The 20,798-nt window shown below is 54.7% G+C and carries 19 protein-coding genes; 8 read left to right on the top strand and 11 right to left on the bottom strand.

Annotated elements, in window-relative coordinates:
• Positions 1 to 30: 30 nt before the first annotated feature.
• The gene (locus IM313_RS05680) at positions 31 to 822 is read right to left on the bottom strand and encodes a DUF2950 family protein (RefSeq protein WP_192971612.1); all 792 of its coding nucleotides are present in this window, start codon (positions 820 to 822) and stop codon (positions 31 to 33) included.
• A 10-nt stretch (positions 823 to 832) separates the two neighbouring features.
• Positions 833 to 2,389 (bottom strand): DUF3300 domain-containing protein, encoded by a 1,557-nt coding sequence (locus IM313_RS05675; protein WP_192971613.1) that lies wholly within the window; start codon positions 2,387 to 2,389, stop codon positions 833 to 835.
• A gap of 893 nt (positions 2,390 to 3,282) precedes the next feature.
• On the opposite strand from IM313_RS05675, the gene acnB reads away from it, so the two are divergent.
• A complete protein-coding gene (gene acnB / locus IM313_RS05670; RefSeq protein ID WP_192971614.1) occupies positions 3,283 to 5,880 on the top strand; it encodes a bifunctional aconitate hydratase 2/2-methylisocitrate dehydratase in 2,598 nt (865 codons plus the stop codon).
• Positions 5,881 to 6,070: 190 nt separating this feature from the next.
• A complete protein-coding gene (gene yacL / locus IM313_RS05665) occupies positions 6,071 to 6,433 on the top strand; it encodes a protein YacL (protein WP_041911228.1) in 363 nt (120 codons plus the stop codon).
• A 31-nt stretch (positions 6,434 to 6,464) separates the two neighbouring features.
• Here the strand turns inward: yacL and speD are convergent, their stop codons facing one another.
• The 3 genes from speD to IM313_RS05650 form a co-directional block, all read right to left on the bottom strand.
• Positions 6,465 to 7,259 carry an adenosylmethionine decarboxylase gene (speD, locus tag IM313_RS05660; protein ID WP_028015535.1) on the bottom strand — a complete coding sequence of 265 codons (795 nt, stop codon included), beginning with the start codon at positions 7,257 to 7,259 and terminating at the stop codon, positions 6,465 to 6,467.
• Positions 7,260 to 8,129: a polyamine aminopropyltransferase gene (gene speE, locus IM313_RS05655; protein ID WP_028015536.1), complete on the bottom strand. Its 870-nt coding sequence runs from the start codon at positions 8,127 to 8,129 to the stop codon at positions 7,260 to 7,262.
• A 115-nt stretch (positions 8,130 to 8,244) separates the two neighbouring features.
• Entirely contained in the window at positions 8,245 to 8,592 is a 348-nt protein-coding gene (locus IM313_RS05650; protein ID WP_014882582.1) for a YacC family pilotin-like protein, read from the bottom strand.
• Between the two features lie 145 nt (positions 8,593 to 8,737).
• On the opposite strand from IM313_RS05650, the gene cueO reads away from it, so the two are divergent.
• Complete coding sequence (gene cueO, locus IM313_RS05645) at positions 8,738 to 10,297, top strand: multicopper oxidase CueO (protein ID WP_192971615.1); 1,560 nt, start codon at positions 8,738 to 8,740, stop codon at positions 10,295 to 10,297.
• A gap of 74 nt (positions 10,298 to 10,371) precedes the next feature.
• Here cueO and IM313_RS05640 read toward each other — a convergent pair whose 3' ends face one another.
• Positions 10,372 to 12,762 carry a glucose/quinate/shikimate family membrane-bound PQQ-dependent dehydrogenase gene (locus IM313_RS05640; protein ID WP_049000524.1) on the bottom strand — a complete coding sequence of 797 codons (2,391 nt, stop codon included), beginning with the start codon at positions 12,760 to 12,762 and terminating at the stop codon, positions 10,372 to 10,374.
• 208 nt (positions 12,763 to 12,970) lie between these two features.
• On the opposite strand from IM313_RS05640, the gene hpt reads away from it, so the two are divergent.
• On the top strand, positions 12,971 to 13,507 hold the full coding sequence (hpt, locus tag IM313_RS05635) for a hypoxanthine phosphoribosyltransferase (protein ID WP_032644976.1): 537 nt from the start codon (positions 12,971 to 12,973) through the stop codon (positions 13,505 to 13,507).
• A gap of 61 nt (positions 13,508 to 13,568) precedes the next feature.
• On the opposite strand, the gene can is transcribed toward hpt, so the two are convergent.
• Positions 13,569 to 14,231: a carbonate dehydratase gene (gene can / locus IM313_RS05630; protein WP_014882586.1), complete on the bottom strand. Its 663-nt coding sequence runs from the start codon at positions 14,229 to 14,231 to the stop codon at positions 13,569 to 13,571.
• Between the two features lie 107 nt (positions 14,232 to 14,338).
• On the opposite strand from can, the gene IM313_RS05625 reads away from it, so the two are divergent.
• The 4 genes from IM313_RS05625 (at position 14,339) to IM313_RS05610 (ending at position 17,888) form a co-directional block, all read left to right on the top strand.
• Positions 14,339 to 15,265 carry an ABC transporter ATP-binding protein gene (locus IM313_RS05625; RefSeq protein ID WP_028015540.1) on the top strand — a complete coding sequence of 309 codons (927 nt, stop codon included), beginning with the start codon at positions 14,339 to 14,341 and terminating at the stop codon, positions 15,263 to 15,265.
• A complete protein-coding gene (locus IM313_RS05620) occupies positions 15,262 to 16,032 on the top strand; it encodes an ABC transporter permease (RefSeq protein ID WP_023334536.1) in 771 nt (256 codons plus the stop codon). Before IM313_RS05625 ends, IM313_RS05620 begins: the two co-directional genes overlap by 4 nt.
• A gap of 104 nt (positions 16,033 to 16,136) precedes the next feature.
• A complete protein-coding gene (locus IM313_RS05615; RefSeq protein ID WP_049000526.1) occupies positions 16,137 to 16,577 on the top strand; it encodes a PTS sugar transporter subunit IIA in 441 nt (146 codons plus the stop codon).
• Between the two features lie 63 nt (positions 16,578 to 16,640).
• Positions 16,641 to 17,888, top strand: coding sequence for a polysaccharide deacetylase family protein (locus IM313_RS05610; RefSeq protein WP_047367341.1), 1,248 nt, complete (start codon positions 16,641 to 16,643; stop codon positions 17,886 to 17,888).
• Between the two features lies 1 nt (position 17,889).
• Here IM313_RS05610 and IM313_RS05605 read toward each other — a convergent pair whose 3' ends face one another.
• Genes IM313_RS05605 through IM313_RS05590 form a run of 4 tightly spaced genes read right to left on the bottom strand, consistent with a single transcriptional unit; the run spans position 17,890 to position 20,798 of the window.
• Positions 17,890 to 18,972 (bottom strand): fimbrial protein StkG, encoded by a 1,083-nt coding sequence (locus IM313_RS05605; protein WP_192971616.1) that lies wholly within the window; start codon positions 18,970 to 18,972, stop codon positions 17,890 to 17,892.
• Between the two features lie 34 nt (positions 18,973 to 19,006).
• On the bottom strand, positions 19,007 to 19,609 hold the full coding sequence (locus tag IM313_RS05600; RefSeq protein WP_192971617.1) for a fimbrial-like protein: 603 nt from the start codon (positions 19,607 to 19,609) through the stop codon (positions 19,007 to 19,009).
• A gap of 29 nt (positions 19,610 to 19,638) precedes the next feature.
• Entirely contained in the window at positions 19,639 to 20,196 is a 558-nt protein-coding gene (locus tag IM313_RS05595; protein WP_047367344.1) for a fimbrial protein, read from the bottom strand.
• 23 nt (positions 20,197 to 20,219) lie between these two features.
• Complete coding sequence (locus IM313_RS05590; RefSeq protein WP_047367345.1) at positions 20,220 to 20,798, bottom strand: fimbrial protein; 579 nt, start codon at positions 20,796 to 20,798, stop codon at positions 20,220 to 20,222.

The following is a 20,798-nucleotide window of genomic DNA, read 5'->3' as shown; positions in this document are numbered from 1 at the left end:
GCCTGAGGCCGCTTTTTTCATGCGCGGCGTTCAGGGTGCTACAGGCTGCCAGGTGTTATCAGGTGCGTATGAGGCCAGCGCCCGGGCCTTCTGCTCCGAATCGCTGCCGAGATCGGACTGGTACACCTTGTCGTCCTGGTTTATCACAAAGCTCATGACGCCTGTCTGACCATAGCTGACAGGCCACGCCACCATCGCGAAACCGTGATTATCCGGCAGGATGCGGAAGCGATAGCCATGGTAACCCGCGCCTGGCTCTTTAGGGCTAAATGCCGGGCCAAGCGGGCTTGGCGCTTCGCCGGGCGAGACGGGCCAGTACAGACCGTCCTTCTTCCCTTCAGAACTGACAATCTTCTGCGCGTATTTCTGATTCATCGCAAAATAGCTCTGCTGAGCGGCCACGTAAGCATGCAGGGCTTCGATGGCGGCAAGTTCGTTGCGCCCAATTTCGCGGGTCAGGATCTCCTCGGCGCCTTCTTTGATGTCAAACTGCCAGCCGGAGGCGGTTTTGATCACCGGAATGGGAAGTTGCCAGCCGCTGTCTCCGACAACCAGATGCGCTTTATCGCCTTCGACAATGGTGTTATGACGGACTTTCCAGTCGCGCAGAAAGCGATCGACTGCGTCAGGATCAACGCCTTCAGATGGCAGAAAATCGCGCCAGTTTTCGCCGAGCAGGTTGTTCATCGCGCTTTCGTTTTGATCGCGGATGGCGCTTTCCAGCGCATTGGTAGCCTGTTCTGGTGAACTGAAGGATTGCTGCGCCATGACGGTCGCCGAGACCATGAACAACACCATTCCACTGAGTAATTTACGTTTCATGTCGGCTCCCTTAGCGATGACGGAATTCACGGTGTTCAGCACGTCCAGCCGCTGCCGGGCGTAGCTGCTGCTGACGAGCGGCGAGGCGTCTGCTTTGCGCCCCACGCTGCTGCTGCGCCTGCCAGTTGGCGGAACGGCTGTCGTTGCCGCTCAGTGCATTGGCCCGGAGCTGACTGTTTCGCTGCTGGAAGGGACGTTGCTGAGAAGGCTGGACCCGTTTCTCTTGTCTCTGTGCGGTGGTCTGGCGGTTTTCTCGCTGCTGCGTGGTGGCCCGCTTCGCCGTCTGCGGTTTGGTGTCATAGCCACGGTAGTTATTGCGCTGAGAAATCTGTTTCAGCTGTTCACTTGAGGCCTGTCGCTGCGCCGCTTTCGTGCCCGGGCGTGCAGTCTGTGGGAAGGTTTTACCTGTCGATTTCTCCATCTGGCTCAGCGCCGCCTCACGCTGGCTATCGCGATTAACCGGTTGTTGCGTTGCACTAAGCCCCGTGGCCGTGTTGGTGGAGTGGAAACGCGTGTTGAGCTGGTTTGTCGGGTAGGGGACACCTTCCCGATAGGCCGGGTTGTGCTGCCAGGTACGGTTGGCGTCCGTCAGACGTTGTCCGCTGATTTTATTGAAGTTCTCAACGTTAATATTGATGTTGTTATCACCGTTGCGGTTGTAGCCGCCGTGATTATCCCAGTCACCGTCATGATGATGGTCCCAGTCATCGTCATCATCCCAGTCGATATTGCTGAAGATGGCATAAGTTGTGGCGACACCGAGGCTGAAACCTAAGCCGTTGACGAAGCTGTTGCCAAACTGCTCCCCGGGTGACGGCGGGAGATAGGTTGGCGGATAAGCGGTGTTGGGCCAGGTTCCGTAAACCGTATTGGGATTATAGGTGGGGACGTAAACCACCTGCGGGTCGGCAGATTCAATTTTGATCACCGTCGGGGCCGGTGCGGACGTGGTGGTTGACGTTGACTCGGTGGTGCTGGTTTTTGCCGATGCGGGTTTCGTTACCGTGGTGACCGTCTGCTGAGGCGTAGATTGCAAGGCGCCGGTCTTCTGCGCCAGCGCGCGCAACCGTTGTACCGAATCCATTACATCTTTCGGCTGCGCGAGAAACGCATCGCCCAGATTTTGTACCCACGGCGGATTCTCTCCCATCAGCGACATAAGCTGAGGAAACGCGACCAGGGATTTTACGCTGGGATCCCAGGGCTGGCTGGCAACGGCCTGAATCGCGGCGTCCCCTTCCATTTTGGGGTTGTCTTTGGACCACTGCGCCGCTTGAATCACGTTGGCTGGATAGGTCGAGGCCATCAGGATCTGTGACAGCAGAGCATCCGGGTAGAGCGCGATGGGGGCAACCCACTGATCGATTTGCGCGGCAGTGTAGGTTGGCGCGACGACAGGGGCGGGTTGTGCTACTGCCGGCGTAGCCGGAGCAACTGGCTGTTGCGCGACGGGGGCCGACGCAACGGGTTCCGTTGCACGACTTTTGACAAACATGACGCCTGAGGCGGCAAACAGCCCGGCACTGCACAGAAGGACAAGCAGATGTGGCTTAAAGGGCAACTTCATAAAATGACTCCAACGAGACAGGCGCTGTGCCGTGAGGCGTTACGGTTGGCGTGAGTATTATTCACCCGTCTTTTACTGTTTTGACTTTTATTGGGAAGCGTCCGGTACGTCCGGATAAAGAGTGTGAGTATTTATTACACAATTATATGCGATGCGGGAAAAGGCGCCGGGAATTCAGAAGGCCGCTCTTACGAGCGGCCAGCAGCTAGTTGCCGAGGTTGACGACAAACAGCACCGTGATGTCGGATATGTTCCAGCCACCGTGCAGCGCGGTAAGCAGTAAACCGATCGCAACGATCAGCGCAGTGATTCGCATCTCCATTGCGTGCGTTCCTGTACAGGCTACGCGGGTTCCTTCTTCACCGGAAAAGGCAGAACCAGGCAAATGAGTACATTGCCGCGTAGGTTACGGAACTGCTTCCGGGCCCGGTGACTGGTTGCTACACCAGCGAAGCAGGCCGGGGGCAACAGTATTACAGCCGAAATGGACTGAAAAGAGGTGAAATGCAGTTTCATCCTTTTACATTCGAAACTGGATGGCGGCTCGTAAATACAAAATATGTGCTTGCGGATCTGCATACTCAGGAGCATTATTCATGCCGAGTGCATTGCCGCAAATCTGCCAACCCGGTGTGCTACCACCGCAAGGCAACAAAATAACCGCTATCAGGCGGTTTTTTTGTCCCCAAAATTCACCTCGCCTCCCCGCTACACCATGCTTAACGATTCAGCAAACTTTTTAATGTTGCTTTTTTGTAAACGGATTAACACTGTGCAGAAATCCTGCTATGCTGCCCGACGCGGTATCGGGCATTTACCCTACAAACTGCTGTCTCACAGGAGCGTGAAGAGAACGCCCGCCGCATATGACAATGAGAGCGAGGAGAACCGTCGTGCTAGAAGAATACCGTAAGCACGTAGCAGAACGTGCCGCCGAGGGAATTGTACCCAAACCTTTAGATGCAACCCAAATGGCCGCGCTCGTCGAGCTGCTGAAGAACCCGCCTAAGGGCGAAGAAGAATTCCTGTTAGATCTGTTGATCAACCGCGTACCGCCTGGCGTAGATGAAGCTGCCTACGTAAAAGCCGGATTCCTTGCTGCTATCGCCAAAGGCGAAGCCACCTCCCCACTGGTTACTCCTGAAAAAGCCATTGAACTGCTCGGCACCATGCAGGGTGGTTACAACATTCATCCGCTGATTGACGCGCTGGATAACGACAAGCTGGCACCGATTGCCGCTAAAGCGATCTCTTCCACGCTGCTGATGTTCGATAACTTCTACGACGTAGAAGAAAAAGCCAAAGCGGGCAACGTCTATGCGAAGCAGGTGATGCAGTCCTGGGCCGATGCCGAATGGTTCCTGAACCGCCCTGCGCTGGCGGAAAAAATTACCGTGACCGTCTTTAAGGTGACCGGTGAAACCAACACCGATGACCTGTCTCCGGCACCGGACGCGTGGTCTCGTCCAGATATCCCGCTGCACGCCCTGGCGATGCTGAAAAACGCCCGTGAAGGCATTGAGCCAGATCAGCCGGGCGTGGTGGGCCCGATCAAACAGATCGAAGCGCTGCAGAAGAAAGGTTTCCCGCTGGCCTACGTCGGTGACGTTGTGGGTACCGGCTCTTCCCGTAAGTCCGCCACCAACTCCGTACTGTGGTTCATGGGCGACGATATTCCGCACGTGCCGAACAAGCGCGGCGGCGGCCTGTGCCTCGGTGGCAAAATTGCGCCAATCTTCTTCAATACCATGGAAGATGCGGGCGCGCTGCCAATTGAAGTGGATGTGAGCAACCTGAACATGGGCGACGTGATTGACGTCTACCCGTATAAAGGCGAAGTGCGCAACCACGAAACCAACGAGCTGCTGGCAAGCTTCGAACTGAAAACCGACGTGCTGATTGACGAAGTGCGTGCCGGTGGCCGTATTCCGCTGATCATCGGGCGCGGCCTGACCACCAAAGCGCGTGAAGCGCTGGGTCTGCCGCACTCCGACGTTTTCCGTCACGCGAAAGACGTGGCAGAAAGCAACCGCGGCTTCTCGCTGGCACAGAAAATGGTGGGTCGCGCGTGCGGCGTCGCCGGTATTCGCCCTGGCGCATACTGCGAGCCGAAGATGACCTCCGTGGGCTCTCAGGACACCACTGGCCCAATGACCCGTGATGAACTGAAAGACCTGGCGTGCCTGGGCTTCTCTTCTGACCTGGTGATGCAGTCCTTCTGCCACACGGCGGCCTATCCGAAGCCGGTTGACGTGACCACGCACCACACGCTGCCAGACTTCATCATGAACCGCGGCGGTGTCTCTCTGCGTCCGGGTGACGGCGTCATCCACTCCTGGCTGAACCGCATGCTGCTGCCGGATACCGTGGGTACCGGCGGTGACTCCCATACCCGTTTCCCAATCGGGATCTCCTTCCCGGCGGGCTCCGGCCTGGTGGCGTTTGCTGCGGCGACCGGCGTAATGCCGCTGGACATGCCTGAATCTGTGCTGGTGCGCTTCAAGGGCAAAATGCAGCCGGGCATCACCCTGCGCGATCTGGTTCACGCGATCCCGCTGTATGCCATCAAACAGGGCCTGCTGACCGTTGAGAAGAAAGGCAAGAAAAACATCTTCTCTGGCCGCATCCTGGAAATTGAAGGTCTGCCGGATCTGAAAGTGGAGCAGGCGTTCGAGCTGACCGACGCCTCCGCCGAGCGTTCTGCGGCAGGCTGTACCATCAAGCTGAACAAAGAGCCGATCATTGAGTATCTGACCTCCAACATCGTGCTGCTGAAGTGGATGATTGCAGAAGGTTACGGCGACCGCCGCACGCTGGAGCGTCGTATTCAGGGTATGGAGAAATGGCTGGCGGATCCGCAGCTGCTGGAAGCTGACGCAGACGCAGAGTACGCGGCGGTGATCGACATCGATCTGGCGGATATTAAAGAGCCAATCCTGTGTGCGCCGAACGATCCGGACGATGCGCGTCTGCTCTCTGACGTGCAGGGCGATAAGATCGACGAAGTGTTCATCGGCTCCTGTATGACCAACATCGGTCACTTCCGTGCTGCCGGTAAGCTGCTGGATACCCACAAAGGCCAGCTGCCGACCCGCCTGTGGGTGGCACCGCCAACCCGTATGGACGCGGCTCAGTTGACCGAAGAGGGTTACTACAGCGTGTTCGGTAAGAGCGGAGCGCGTATCGAAATCCCTGGCTGCTCCCTGTGTATGGGTAACCAGGCGCGCGTAGCCGACGGTGCGACGGTGGTTTCCACCTCTACCCGTAACTTCCCGAACCGTTTAGGTACTGGTGCGAACGTCTACCTGGCCTCTGCGGAGCTGGCGGCGGTTGCGGCGCTGATTGGCAAACTGCCAACGCCGGAAGAGTACCAGACCTTCGTGGCGCAGGTGGATAAGACGGCGGTGGATACCTATCGCTATCTGAACTTCGACCAGCTTTCTCAGTACACCGAGAAGGCTGACGGGGTGATCTTCCAGACGGCAGTATAAACAGCAAAACCGTCTCTACGAGACGGTTTTTAGTGTTTGCACCCTCTCCCGTGGGAGAGGGACGGGGTGAGGGCATCAGGCCGCAGGGTCTTGCTCTCACCTTTTTATTTTCATTCCTCCCACCTCTCCCGCTTTTTTTCTTTCCCTCTGCTGCGATAATTACCCTAATGGCTTTGCTGAGGAAAACGCTATGGATTACGAATTTTTGCGCGACATCACCGGTGTGGTGAAAGTGCGCATGTCGATGGGGCACGAAGCCGTTGGACACTGGTTTAACGAAGAGGTGAAAGAAAATCTCGCCCTTCTTGATGAAGTCGAACAGGCGGCAAATACGGTGAAAGGCAGCGAGCGCTCCTGGCAACGCGCCGGACATGAATACACCCTGTGGATGGACGGCGAAGAGGTGATGGTGCGCGCCAACCAGCTTGAGTTTTCAGGGGATGAGATGGAAGAGGGGATGAGCTACTACGACGAAGAGAGCCTGTCGCTGTGCGGCGTGGAAGACTTCCTGCAGGTAGTGAATGCCTACCGTGAGTTTATGAAACAGAAGTAACTTCCCGAAGCGTCCCTGCTCCGGGCAACACTTACACGGCCGGAATATTGCGGCCGTAGTAGATTTCGCGCATCTCTTTCCAGAGCAGGTCGGTGATGACCTTGCGCTCTTCTTCACTTAAATCTTCCGGCTTCGTGTGGAACATGTAGTGCTTAAGGTCGAACTCCTTAAGCATCATCTTGGTATGGAAGATGTTTTCCTGGTACACGTTCACGTCCATCATGTCATACAGCGATTTCATGTCCTCGGACATAAAGTTCTGAATGGAGTTGATCTCGTGGTCGATGAAGTGCTTCATGCCGTTGATATCACGGGTAAAACCGCGCACGCGATAATCAATCGTGACGATGTCCGATTCCAGCTGGTGGATTAAATAGTTCAGCGCGTTCAGCGGGGAAATCACGCCGCAGGTCGATACTTCAATATCCGCGCGGAACGTGCACAGCCCGCCTTCCGGGTGGCTTTCCGGGTAGGTGTGAACGCAGATATGGCTTTTGTCGAGGTGGGCGACGACCACTTCCGGAAGCGGACCCGGGTGTTCAGTTTTGTCGATAAGCTGCGGGTCGACCGGCTCCTCGCTGACCAGAATGGTGACGCTGGCACCCTGGGGCTCATAATCCTGTCGGGCGATGTTCAGAATATTGGCACCGATGATCGAGCAGGTTTCTGACAGGATCTCGGTCAGACGGTTGGCGTTGTAGAGTTCATCGATATAGGCGATGTAACCATCGCGTTCTTCCGCTGTTTTGGCATAGCAGATATCGTAAATACAAAAACTCAGGCTTTTGGTCAGGTTGTTAAAGCCATGTAGTTTAAGCTTTTTCAATTAGCTCACCCCCTTAGTGGATAATGCGTCTTGCAGGTACTGCGGCAGAGCAAACGCTGCGGTATGAATAGCCGGATTGTAGTAGCGGCACGTGAGCCCGGCCTGATGGAAGCGGGCCTGGATAATTTCGGTAGAGAGATGACGCAGCACGTCGTTATCCGTTGCCCATGCAAAGGTCATGATCCCGCCGTAGTACGTCGGAATTGCCGCCTGATAGAAGCTGACGTCACCGAAATAGGTGCTGAGCTTGCGATGGCTGTCGAGGGCTTCGTCCTGCTGCAGGAAGCAGACGCCATTTTGTGCGACGAAGATCCCGCCCGGGTTCAGGCAGCGCTTGCAGCCTTCGTAGAACGAGGAGGTAAACAGCGACGCGCCGGGGCCGATGGGGTCGGTGCAGTCAGAGATAATCACGTCGAAGGTCTGCGTGGTCTGGTTAACAAAGTTAACGCCGTCGTCGATAACCAGATTAAAGCGCGGATCGTCATAGCTGCCGGCATTATGGTTGGGCAGATACTGGCGGCAGAAAGAGACCACGCCCGCATCGATCTCAACCATGGTGATGGTTTCAATGGAACGATGACGTGAAACCTCGCGCAGCATTGCGCCGTCGCCGCCGCCGATAATCAGAACATGCTTCGCGTGTCCGTGGGCCAGCAGCGGAACGTGGGTCATCATCTCATGATAGATAAACTCGTCGCGCTCGGTCGTTTGCACAACGCCATCCAGGGCCATCACGCGGCCAAAGGCGGCGTTTTCGAAGATGATCAGATCCTGGTGATCCGTTTTCTCATGATAGAGCACGTTATCAACGGCAAAGTACTGACCAAACTGGTCATGCAGTGTTTCATGCCACAACGTGTGGTCGGCCATACGCGGACTCCTCCTTTGTTAACATCCGTAACGCTCACAAAAAATGAGCGAAACATGATAGCTAACTATAACCGTGGTTGCACGGGTATAGGTTGAACAGGGGGCGTCGGGAAGGTTATTTCACGTAGGCGAGCAGGCTGAGCGAATCGCGGGCCAGCGCTTTGCATTTTTTAGCCGTGGGAATGCCAATACCGCTCAAGTCACGGTAGCTGTCTTCACCGAGCGCCTTCATGTCAAAGCTGTCATAATTGCTGAGATCCCACTGGTTCTGCTGGGCGAAAAAGACCAGCGCGCGGCGAATTTGCCCGTTGGGTAAATTCTGGTAGCCACAATCATTTTTCAGGAATACAAAAACCGCCGTTAAATCGGCCATATCTTCCGCTTCATTTTCACTGAGCGCATAGCTGTTCGCACACATTGCCATCAGGCTTCCGAACAAAATTGTCCTGAAAAACGTCTTCATTGCTTCTACCACTTCTTCACGGAAAATTAACGTTAGCACACTTGATGCCAGTGCGACGATCTTTATTATTGCCGCTTTACTTGACCTTCCGGTAAGGGGAGGGTTTATGCTCAAAAGATCGCCTGCTGGAAATAAGGAAATGAACATGCAACGTCGTGATTTTTTAAAATATTCCGCTGTGCTGGGGGTTGCCAGCGCATTACCACTCTGGAGCCGCGCGGTTTTTGCGGCTGAAAGGCCTGCCTTACCCATTCCTGACTTACTGACCGCAGACGCCCGTAGCCGTATTCAACTCGTTGTTCAGGCCGGTAAAACCTCCTTCGGCGGGCACAGCGCTACTACCTGGGGCTACAACGGCAATCTGCTCGGCCCGGCACTTCAGTTACGCAAAGGGAAAGCGGTGACGGTGGATATCCACAATACGCTTGCCGAGGAGACCACGCTGCACTGGCACGGGCTGGAAGTCCCGGGCGAAGTGGATGGTGGTCCCCAGGGCGTTATCAAGCCTGGGGGTAAACGCAGCGTAACCTTTACCCCTGACCAGCGGGCGGCAACCTGCTGGTTCCACCCGCATCAGCATGGCAAAACGGGCCATCAGGTGGCAATGGGGCTGGCCGGACTGGTGTTGATTGAGGATGACGAAAGCCGTCTCCTGCGCCTGCCGAAACAGTGGGGTATCGACGATGTGCCGGTGATTGTGCAGGACAAAAAATTCAGCGTTGACGGGCAGATTGACTACCAGCTGGACGTGATGAGCGCGGCGGTCGGCTGGTTTGGCGATACGCTGCTGGCCAACGGTGCGATCTATCCGCAGCACGCCGCCCCGAAAGGCTGGCTGCGCCTGCGCTTGCTTAACGGCTGTAACGCCCGCTCGTTGAACTTCGCCACCAGCGATAAGCGCCCGCTTTACGTGGTGGCAAGCGATGGCGGCCTGCTGCCGGAACCGGTAAAAATGAGCGAGCTGCCGATGCTGATGGGCGAACGCTTCGAAGTGCTGGTGGACATCAGCGACGGCAAGCCGTTTGACCTGGTAACGCTGCCTGTCAGCCAGATGGGGATGGCAGTGGCGCCGTTTGATAAACCGCATCCGGTGCTGCGCATTCAGCCGCTACAGGTCACGGCCTCCGGTATGCTGCCGGACACCTTAGCCACGCTGCCAGCTCTCCCGTCGCTGGATGGGCTCACGCAGCGTAAGCTTCAGCTCTCCATGGACCCGATGCTTGACATGATGGGCATGCAGGCGCTGATGAAAAAGTATGGCAATCAGGCCATGGCGGGAATGCACCACGGCCAGATGATGGGCCACATGAATATGGACCACGGCAAAATGGGCGGTATGGATCACGGCGGTCACGGGTTCGATTTCCACAACGCCAACAAGATCAACGGCAAAGCGTTCGATATGAACACGCCGATGTTTGCCGCCGCGAAGGGGCAGTTTGAGCGCTGGGTGGTTTCAGGGGAAGGGGACATGATGCTGCACCCGTTCCATATCCACGGCACGCAGTTCCGTATTCTGTCTGAGAACGGCAAAGCGCCGGAAGCGCATCGAGCAGGCTGGAAAGATACGGTGAGAGTGGAAGGCGGCGTCAGCGAGGTGCTGGTGAAGTTCGACCATGAAGCGCCTGAAGAGTTTGCCTATATGGCGCACTGTCATCTGCTGGAGCATGAAGATACGGGGATGATGCTCGGTTTTACCGTATAAAAAAAGCCGGGTGGCGGCTTCGCCTTACCCGGCCTGCATTGCAAAAAACGGCAACTTTCGTTGCCGTTTTGCTTTTATTTGCCTTCGTCCGGCAATGCATACGCGACAATATAGTCGCCCATCTTCGTACCAAACGAACCGTGACCACCCGCAGAAATGACAACGTACTGCTTGCCATTCACTTCATAGGTCATCGGCGTTGCCTGTCCACCGGCCGGCAGACGGCCTTGCCACAGTTTTTCACCGTTGGTCATGTTATACGCGCGCAGGTAGTTATCTGCGGTTGCCGCGATGAACAGCACGTTACCGGCTGTGGAGATTGGACCACCCAGCATTGGCATACCCATATTGAACGGCACCGGAACCGGCATCGGGAACGGCATGCTGTCCTGTGGGGTACCAATACGTTTTTTCCAGACGATCTGGTTGGTTTTCAGATCCAGACCGGAGATGTAACCCCAGGCTGGCTGTTTACACGGCAGACCAAACGGAGACAGGAACGGGTTCAGGGTAACGCCAAACGGTACGCCATACTGCGGCTGGATACCGGCTTCGGTCCCGCTGCCTTTCGCGTCTTTCGGCTGCTCCATCGGGTTACCCGGACCGCGTGGGATCAGACGGGAAACGAACGGCAGCGCCATTGGGTTGGCAATCGCCACCTGACGGTTAGGGTCGACGGAAATACCGCCCCACTCAAACATTCCCAGGTTGCCCGGGAAGACCAGCGTACCCTGCTCAGACGGCGGCGTGAAGATGCCTTCATAGCGCAGCTGATGGAACATCACGCGGCACACCAACTGGTCAAACATGGTGGCACCCCACATGTCTGCACCGCTGAGGTCTTTCTTCGGACGGAAGCTCAGGTCAGAGAACGGCTGGGTTTTGCTGACGTAATCGCCTTTGGCCGCACCCTGCGGAACCGGTTTTTCCGGGGCAGGCACAACCAGCTTACCGTTGCTGCGATCCAGCACGAAGATGTTGCCGGTTTTAGCCGGAGCGTAAATGACCGGTACGGTTTTGCCGTTAACGGTAATGTCCGCCAGCGTCGGCTGGGACGGCATATCCATATCCCACAGATCGTGGTGAACAGTCTGATAGCTCCACGCCAGCTTACCGGTGGTTGCGTTCAGCGCCAGGATAGCGCTCGCATAACGTTCCTGCTCCGGCGTGCGGTTACCGCCCCAGATATCCGGCGTGGATACGCCCATCGGCAGGTAGACCAGGTCCAGCTTCGCGTCATACGCGGCTGGTGCCCAGGAGTTCGGCGAGTTGAAGGTAAAGGTGTGCTCGTCAGACGGGATCGCGTTTGGATCTTTCGCGCCCGGGTCGAAAGCCCACAGCAGTTTACCGGTGTTCACGTCGAAACCACGGATAACGCCGGAGGTTTCACGCGTAGAGAAGTTATCCGTTACCGAACCGGCAATCACGATGGTTTTATCGGTGATGATTGGCGGGGAGGTTGGCTCATACAGACCCGGCGTGGTGTCCGGCATGTTGGTCTGCAGGTTCAGAATGCCTTTGTTGGCGAAGGTTTCGCACAGCTTGCCGGTCTCAGCGTTGATGGCAAACAGACGGCCATCGTTCACCGGCAGCATAATGCGGCGAGGACAGTCGGCAATGACTTCCGGGCTGGCATTATCGGCGCGCGCTTCGTGGTAAGAAACGCCGCGGCAGGTCACGTGCTGGAAGGACGGGTTGGAGTTCAGCTGTGGATCGAAGTGCCATTTCTCTTTACCGGTGGCCGCGTCGAGCGCGAACAGACGCTGGTGCGCCGTACACAGGTAGAGCATGTTGCCCACTTTAATCGGGGTCACTTCGTTGGTCAGCTCGCCCGGATCGTTCGGCATTTTCAGGTCGCCGGTACGGAATACCCAGGCTTCCTTAAGGTTCTTAACGTTGTCCGCGTTGATCTGCTTCAGCGGGGAGTAACGTTGACCTTCCTGGTTACGGCCATAAGCAGGCCAGTCACCGTCAGCGACCTGCGAGATAGCTGCCGCAGGCGTCGACTCCGCGTTCAGCGTACCGTTGATCTCCTGCGGGTCGTTAAAGCCAGCCCAGGTGAGAATGCCGCCGCTGATTAACAGAGCCACCAGCAGGGCTGCAACGGCACCGCTGGAAGGAACAATCAGGCGGCGCCAGACAAACGGCAGGATCAGCCAGATACCGAAGAAGACCAGGATGTCGCTGCGCGGCGTCAGGGCCCAGAAATCGAAACCGACTTCCCAGACGCCCCAGATCATGGTGGCAAGAAGGAGGGCGGCATACAGCCACAGTGCGGATTGTTTTCTACGCCAGAGCAGGACGGTTACGCCAAGCATAACCAGGCCCGCAATCGGGTAGTACCAGGAGCCGCCGATCGCGACCAGCCAGACGCCACCGATTAACAGGTACAGGCCGCAGAAGGCGGCGAATAGCGCTGTTAGTGTCACCAGTAGACGCGGCTGTTTAGTGTTTGTTTCAGCCATAGAAAGTGTACTCGTCAGTTTTTGTTAATAATTTGCTAGCAACTAATTATAGGTGTTAACAAGTGTGATCGGAATCACAATATTTGCTTTTTATAACTCATACGCCAGGCTTATCCATTTACTGATATAATGGCTGGCTTGCGTATCGATGCCGGAGCAAGATTCATCCGCATTGAAAGATTTTCATCAAAATCATTTGGTTAGTAATATGAAACATACTGTTGAAGTGATGATCCCGGAAGCCGAGATCAAAGCGCGTATCGCCGAACTGGGTCGTCAAATCACCGAGCATTACAAGGACAGCGGCAGCGAAATGGTGCTGGTTGGTCTGCTGCGCGGTTCTTTCATGTTCATGGCAGACCTGTGCCGTGAAGTGCAGGTACCGCACGAGGTCGATTTTATGACCGCTTCCAGCTACGGCAGCGGCATGTCCACAACCCGTGATGTGAAAATCCTGAAAGATCTGGATGAAGATATTCGTGGCAAAGATGTGTTGATCGTTGAGGACATTATCGACTCCGGCAACACCCTTTCAAAGGTGCGCGAGATCCTGAGCCTGCGCGAGCCGAAATCGCTGGCGATTTGTACGCTGCTGGATAAACCGGAGCGTCGTGAAGTGCAGGTGCCGGTAGAGTTTGTCGGTTTCTCCATCCCGGACGAGTTCGTGGTGGGTTACGGCATTGATTACGCGCAGCGTTATCGTCATCTGCCGTATGTTGGGAAAGTGGTACTGCTGGACGAGTAATTGCGGGCTGATGCCCTCACTCCTACCCTCTCCCACGGGGAGAGGGCGAAAACCCCCGGCTTTATTTATGGTTCACATGCTTAAGCTTGAGGTTGGCAATCCCCGAACGGTAACGCTGCTCCAGCGTTTCGCGGTTGGTGGCGGTGACTTCCAGATTGCGCAGCAGGCCATCGTGAATACCGTACGCCCAGCCGTGGATTGATACCTTCTGCCCGCGTTTCCACGCCGACTGCATGATGGTCGAATGCCCAAGGTTATATACCTGCTCCATCACGTTCAGCTCGCACAGCGTGTCCATGCGTCGCTCCTGCGGCATTTCGCCGAGCAGTGAACTATGTTTGAACCAGATATCGCGGATGTGCAGCAGCCAGTTATCAATTAAACCCAGTTCCGGGTTTTCAACCGCCGCCTGCACGCCGCCGCAGCCGTAGTGGCCGCAAATAATGATGTGCTCGACTTCCAGGACGTCAACGGCATACTGAACCACGGAAAGGCAGTTGAGATCGGTATGAATCACCAGGTTGGCGACGTTGCGGTGAACAAACAGTTCGCCGGGCTCAAGGCCGGTAAGACGCTCGGCAGGTACGCGGCTGTCTGAACAGCCAATCCAGAGAAAGCGCGGGTTCTGGGCTTGTGCGAGTTTTCCAAAAAATCCGGGGTCTTCCTCCACCAGCATTTTTGACCATAGTGCATTGTTGCTAATGAGTGTATCTATGTCGTTCATGGAGGTTAGCGACCTGTAACCAAGTAATTGCGTTGCGCTACTATAGGGTAACCCGACTTTTAATGAAACCACACAACGTGTGTAAGAACTGAAGGTAAGTTAAATTCATGGCAATTGCACTGGAGCTTGAGCAGCTTAAAAAAACCTATCCGGGTGGCGTTCAGGCGCTACGCGGGATAGATCTAAAAGTAGAGGCCGGGGATTTTTACGCGCTTCTGGGGCCGAACGGGGCGGGGAAATCCACCACCATCGGGATCATCAGCTCGCTGGTGAATAAAACGTCCGGACGGGTGAGCGTCTTTGGTTACGACCTGCAAAAAGATGTGGTAAACGCCAAGCGCCAGCTGGGGCTGGTACCGCAGGAGTTCAACTTCAACCCGTTTGAGACGGTGCAGCAGATTGTCGTTAACCAGGCGGGTTATTACGGCGTTGAGCGCAAAGAGGCGCTTGAGCGTAGCGAAAAGTACCTGAAACAGCTCGATCTGTGGGAAAAGCGTAACGAACGTGCGCGGATGTTGTCCGGGGGGATGAAGCGCCGCCTGATGATTGCCCGCGCGCTGATGCACGAGCCGAAGCTGCTGATCCTTGATGAACCCACCGCAGGCGTGGATATCGAACTGCGTCGTTCTATGTGGGGTTTCCTAAAGGATCTTAACGACAAAGGCACCACCATCATTTTGACCACCCACTACCTTGAAGAAGCAGAGATGCTGTGCCGCAACATCGGCATCATTCAGCACGGCGAGCTGGTGGAGAACACCTCGATGAAGGATCTGCTCTCCAAGCTGAAATCCGAAACGTTTATTCTCGATCTGGCGGCAAAAAGCCCGCTACCGAAACTTGAAGGATACCAGTATCGCCTGGTGGATACCTCAACGCTGGAAGTGGAAGTGCTGCGCGAGCAGGGAATCAACAGCGTGTTCTCCCAGCTGAGCGCGCAGGGGATTCAGGTTTTAAGCATGCGTAACAAAGCGAACCGACTGGAAGAGCTGTTTGTCTCTCTGGTGCAGGATAAACAAGGAGACAAGGCATGACGCATCTTTATTGGGTCGCGCTGAAAAGTATCTGGGCGAAAGAGATTAACCGCTTTATGCGTATCTGGGTGCAAACCCTGGTACCTCCGGTCATCACCATGACGCTCTATTTCATCATCTTCGGCAACCTGATTGGTTCCCGCATTGGTGAGATGCACGGTTTTACCTATATGCAGTTTATCGTGCCCGGCCTGATTATGATGGCGGTGATCACCAATGCCTACGCAAACGTGGCATCATCGTTCTTCAGCGCCAAGTTCCAGCGCAATATTGAAGAGCTGCTGGTGGCGCCGGTGCCAACGCACGTCATCATAGCCGGTTACGTGGGCGGCGGCGTGGCGCGCGGGCTGTGCGTGGGGATCCTGGTGACGGCGATTTCGCTGTTCTTCGTGCCGTTCCAGGTACACTCGTGGCTGTTCGTGGCGCTGACTCTGCTGCTGACGGCAATTCTGTTCTCGCTGGCCGGTCTGCTGAACGCGGTGTTCGCTAAAACGTTTGACGACATCAGCCTGATCCCGACCTTTGTGCTGACGCCGCTGACCTATCTCGGCGGGGTGTTCTACTCCCTGACGCTGCTGCCGCCGTTCTGGCAGGCGCTGTCGCATCTGAACCCGATCGTCTACATGATCAGCGGCTTCCGCTTTGGCTTCCTCGGCATTACCGATGTTCCGCTGTTTACCACGGTGGCGGTGCTGGTTGTGTTCATCATCGCCTTCTACCTGCTGTGCTGGTATCTGATCCAGCGCGGGCGCGGTCTGCGTAGTTAACCCTCTGCCCGGCGACGCTCTGGTTGCCGGGCACTTTCTTTGACGGTTATCACCGTAAGCAAACCTTCACTCCGCTAAACTACTTGCCTGCTAAGGAGAGAGTTATGCTGGGATGGGTGATCACCTGCCACGATGAACGAGCGCAGGACATGCTGGACACGCTTGAAGCCAAATTTGGCCCGCTGGCGCAATGCCGGGTGGTTAACTACTGGCGCGGGCTAAGCACTAACATGCTCAGCCGGATGATGTGCGATGCCCTGCATGAAACGGATACCGGTGATGGGGTGATTTTTCTTACCGATAAATCCGGTGCCGCACCTTACCGGGCCGCGGCGTTGCTTAGCCACAAGCATAATAACTGTGAAGTAATCTCCGGTATCAACCTGCCTTTACTCGAAACCCTGTATCCTTTTCGCGCCTCATTAAGCAGTGCTGAATTTCGAAATGCCATTGTGGCGCAGGGCTCGCCGGGCGTGAGCAGCCTGTGGCACCAGCAGCAGAAAAACCCGCCTTTCGTTCTGCTTCACGATCTGTATAAGCATTAAACATTGGTATTGATGTCGCTTTTGCTACAATGGCGACTGATTTCCTGTGTCGATTTATATCCTATGTTCATGCGCGTGTTCTTTCTCCTTTTGCTGCTGGTTTCCGGCGGGGCGTCTGCCAGCCTGATAAGTCAGCAAGGGCTTCCTGCTCAATATATGCAAACCACTGAGGATGCTGCCATCTGGGCTCAGGTAGGTAACTCCGTGGTTAACGTGGGCAATATTCGCGCAGGGCAGATCATCGCGGTCTTTCCCGCCGCGGCGGATTATTACGAATTTCGCTTCGGGTTCGGTACCGGCTTTATTGATAAAGACCACCTTGAGAAAGTGCAGGGTAAGCAACGCGTTGAGGACAGCCTGGGCGACCTGAACAAGCCGCTCAGTAACCAGAACCTCATCACCTGGAAAGATACGCCCGTCTATAACGCGCCCAGCAGCGGAAGCGCGCCCTTTGGTACTCTGAGCGCCAACCTGCGTTATCCCATTCTGAACAAACTTAAAGACCGCCTGAACCAGACCTGGTATCAGATCCGCATCGGCAACCGCCTGGCGTGGATAAGCAGCCTGGACGCGCAGGAAGATAACGGCATTCCGGTTCTGACCTATCACCATATCCTGCGCGATGAGGAGAACACCCGTTTTCGTCATACCTCCACCACCACCAGCGTGCGCGCGTTCAGCAACCAGATGACCTGGCTTCGCGACCAGGGGTACACCACGCTGACGATGTATCAGCTGGAAGGCTACGTGCGCAACAAGATGAACCTGCCCGCGAAGGCGGTGGTGATTACCTTTGACGACGGCCTGAAGTCGGTGAGCCGCTACGCGTATCCTGTGCTGAAAGAGTATGGCTTCAACGCGACGGCGTTTATCATTTCGTCACGTATTAAAGGCCATCCGCAGAAGTGGGATCCGAAATCGCTGCAGTTTATGAGCGTTCAGGAAATTAAGGGCATTCAGGATGTGTTCGACATTCAGTCGCACACTCACTTCCTGCATCGCGTTGACGGGTATAAACACCCGATCTTACTGAGCCGCAGCTATCACGTGATCCTGTTTGATTTTGAGCGTTCTCGTCGCGCGCTGTCACAGTTCAACCCGCGTGTGCTCTACCTTTCTTATCCCTTTGGCGGCTATGACAATAAGGCGATCAAGGCGGCGAATGATGCCGGTTTCCATCTGGCCGTGACCACGGTGAAGGGGAAGGTGAAGCCGGGGGATAATCCGTTCTTACTCAAACGACTCTATATCTTAAGAACGGATTCGCTGGAGACGATGTCGCGGCTGATCAGCAATCAGCCGCAGGGATAAGCTATTCGTAGGTGATCTGCAACGTGCCGATGGCGCTGAACGTGCCTGAAGTGATTTTTTCTGTACCAGACTTAACCAACTGAGCCGTGAGAGACTCGCTAAATGAAGGGATGATAGTGTTCCCTTTTGTCGCATAGTTGTTAGTTGAATTAGGCACCGCCAGGCTGTTGTCCGGCCACTTCAGCAACACGCCCACGCCTTTTGCCGCATTCGACGATGCAGTGTTCGCGAGTAAAGAGCCATCAGTCCCGGTTGTCTTGCTGGTGGTCAACTTCATCGTAATTTTGCGTGTGTTGGTGCAATTCCCTGACACGGTAGCAGAGACTTTTTGCGTGTTATCGTTCTCGACATCGGAAACATCATACTCCCCCAGATCTACGGTTTTAGGGGCCGTAAGAGTGCAGGTCGGTTTTTCAACAGGAACATTGAAGGCCATATCGGGTATCGTGATTAACGGACGTGGATGGTCCTGTTCATCTGATGTGTTGGGGTTACCTACGACAATATTGCCAATATTCCCGGCCACTGGACCAATCTGTGTGACGCTTGCGGGCACGCCAGCATATGAGGGTAATTGATAAAATTCCATACGGGCAGACCACCATACTGCTTTAACCAGATCTGAATTATCTCCCTGATTGGCCGTTACTACATAACTTCCTGTAGTCGAAGGGAAAAAGGCATTAAAAGCGTTGTTGGTCGGGTACATGGCCAGCGTATAGGCGATCCCCGTTACGTTAGTTTTAAAGAGTGCTTTTCCGTCCACGCCACCGACGACCAGTGTACTGTCCGTTTTCTGATAGACGCGCTCGCCATCATTACCCATTGAGCACCAGGAGTAGAGGCCGGGAGTCACCTGCAACTCAATAAGGCCGCTTATTTTTGTTGGCGCGCTGACGCTCTCCAGGGGAACGATCTTGGGCTTTGCACCTTTGACATCCGAAATAGGCTGAACACTGTAACTATTAAATTTGCATTCCCATAAATCGGCCGATGCAGAGAAACTTATTGCAAGAATTGACAAAGCAAGGCCTGCACCTTTTATGAAGAAATGACTTGTTCCGGCTCCTGCTATATAACACATTCAAAAATTCCTTATATCCGATGCTTGGTATATTTTAATTGTAAATAACGCTGACCAGCACGCTTGTGGTAACTTTCCCCGCGCTGACAATCCCTGTGTCTTGATAACGGGCATAGAAATTATAATTTGTTAAATACTGGCTTTCGGTTTGGTTAGATACATCAAAAATAACATCTGACGTTCCTGACGCATTGACCACATTGGTATTGTCTTTTTCTGAGAAAATCACAATGCCGACGTTCTCTGCTCCTCCCCCGGATGCGGGAATTTCATTGGCGAACACCTGTTGAGAGCTTCCGATAACTATCCCACTTTGAGGTTTAAACTCAAAATGCAGGGTTTTTGCCAGTCCAGATTCACTTTCCGCACAGCTTTTCAGCTGTATTTCGAAGCGAGTTCCCCCAGCTGCGTCACCGGGTTGTAGCCGTGGGCTGCCGTCGGAGTTATAAAACCAACCCTTGCCAACGATCGGTAAAATAACTTTGCCATCATTCGGAATACTTACCTGACACGTATTGTTGATGATGTTTGCCGTCATATCCATCTCCAGGCTCGAGGCAAAACCTGCTGCGGGAAACCCCAGACAGCAGGCGAGCCATAACATCGCACTTCTAAAGTTTAAGCGGGAGTGGAACATCCTGTTAAAGCTACCAGTCTTAATAAACATTATTGATAGGTCACGATAAAAGTCACAGGGGCGCTGACCGAACCAGTGGTCACGTCAGAAATGGTTTTATCTTTAGCAATAACGATGCGCGCATCCATTTCAAATTTTCCCGCCCCGTTAGACAGGTTGACGATAGAAGTTGGGGCCGTGGCGCAGTTCAGCAGGGAACCTGAGTCGACAGAACCTTTCCAGATTTCAAAACCAACGTTATGCCCGGCTGCATATGAGTTCCCATTTTTGGCATTGCCAGTACAGGACCCGCCAGCACCCGGCGTGGCTTGAACGGAGGCATTTTTGACCCCGGCACAGTTAGTGAACGCGATTTTGAATGCCCCTGTTCGGTTCTGGCTCACCAGATCGGACTTAAATACATCGCCAAACGGCAAAATGCTAATGGGAGCCCCGCTCGCATCCTGAATCTCGGCATTACAGGTTCCGGCTTCAATGGTGGACGTAAAGGTGGCCTGAACGCTCGTCGTACCCGTAATGGCGCTTAAACAAACGGAAGGCAGGATGGCAGTCATCGCAAACACCAGTGATGTCATTTTCTTTTTCATATTAACGCTCCGTATTGCGCCAGTTATTCATAGGTGAAATTAAACGTAGCGATACCGCTAAAGTTGCCGGTCATGCCTTGCCCGCTTGCAGTTTCCACCAGCGTCGCCAGGAGTTGAACTTCGCCAGCACTTATTTCTCCGCTCGACCAGACGAGGCGCTGAGTATCAGTGGATGAATTAATGACAAAAGGGGCATCCGGAGTGGCGGTGCGGGAAATCGCCACGCCAATATTTTCTGCGCTGCCCTCACCGGAGAGTGAATTTTTAATTGCCGTATTCAGTGGGCTGGCACTACCACTAATGGTCGTGTTCAGCTTTGTCAGACTCGAAGGGCATGAGACCATTTTGAGTTTAAAATTTGTTGTTGCTTTGGCATTTTTGAGGATGATGTAATCCAGGCGTACCTTGCCGTCGGTGCCAATGGGAATAACGTTGCTGGAGCCATCACCGCTGCCACCTTCAATTTTCATATCGCAGGTGGTGTCACGGATATTAGCGGTAAAGGTAATATCGAGATTATCGGCGTATGTTCCGAGCGACAGCGCCATCAGACTCGAACTTAATACCCATAATCCTGTTTTTTTCCCAGGTTTAAAAAGCAT

The organism is Enterobacter cloacae complex sp. P2B (assembly GCF_014895985.1).
GTDB lineage: Bacteria > Pseudomonadota > Gammaproteobacteria > Enterobacterales > Enterobacteriaceae > Enterobacter > Enterobacter bugandensis.
This window is presented reverse-complemented; position numbering and strand designations above follow the sequence as displayed.